The 810-nt window shown below is 66.2% G+C and carries 1 protein-coding gene and 1 pseudogene; both read right to left on the reverse strand.

Features of this window, described 5'->3' with window-relative positions; genetic code table 11:
- A partial coding sequence (locus ON27_RS29300; RefSeq protein WP_043734770.1) for a hypothetical protein occupies positions 1–438 on the reverse strand: 438 nt, incomplete at its 3' end.
- A gap of 117 nt (positions 439–555) precedes the next feature.
- Positions 556–810, reverse strand: a pseudogene (locus tag ON27_RS44395) (hypothetical protein); the annotation flags it as partial.

Genomic DNA, 810 nt, shown 5'->3' on the forward strand with positions numbered 1-810 from the left:
CACGAAGGCGTCGACGAGCTTCTCGCCGAGTTGGTCGACCTCACTGCGCTTGTCCAGCAGTTCCTGGACCTGCTCGCTCAGACGCGTGATCTGTTGTCCGGGTCCTGCCATCCCGGCCGGGACGAGATCCAATCCGAACTCGGCGGCCAGCATGCCGAGCAGCTCCCGCCCGTTGGGCAGCGGGGCCCGATCGGCGGCCTCGACCACCGCCAGGCCCTGCGGGGTCGAGCAGACCACGCAATCCTCGCGCGGCTGCTCGTAGCTGCACCGGGTCCCGTGCACCTCATCCAGCGGCTCGCCCTGCTGGATCAACCCGTCCAGACACCATCGGCCGTCCTCGAACACTATGTGCACCTTCACCGCGTCCTCGATCCGATGCTCATCGGGCATGTACGGATCGAAATCGGGGTGATAGGCGTCGATCTCGTTGTCACTCATGATGTTTCCCTTTCTGCGAGTTCGGATGTGGGCGTGCGGATCTCGGTTCGGGTCCGGCCGTGCCGGGACACGAACCGACGTCAAGGAGAGCCGGGCGTACCGGGAAGGGGGGCGGATTCAGTCGATCCAGTCGGCGACCGGCCCGGTCCCGGTGTCGGTGGCGGCTTCGGCGACGACCTCGGCCATGGACACGTCCACACGGAAGCGGTGCCCGATGTCGGCCTCAACCGCTGCGTACTGCGCGGCCAGCTCGGGGTGCAGGCGCGCGGCTCGCACCAGACCTGATCTCGACGAATAAATGCAGAACACACACGACGCGCGCGGAAATCCTGCACTGTAAGAAAAATGAGGCCGGGTGCCCGCCGCTGCGAT

Origin of the sequence: Nocardia asiatica NBRC 100129 (assembly GCF_000308415.1) — a bacterium.
GTDB lineage: Bacteria > Actinomycetota > Actinomycetes > Mycobacteriales > Mycobacteriaceae > Nocardia > Nocardia asiatica.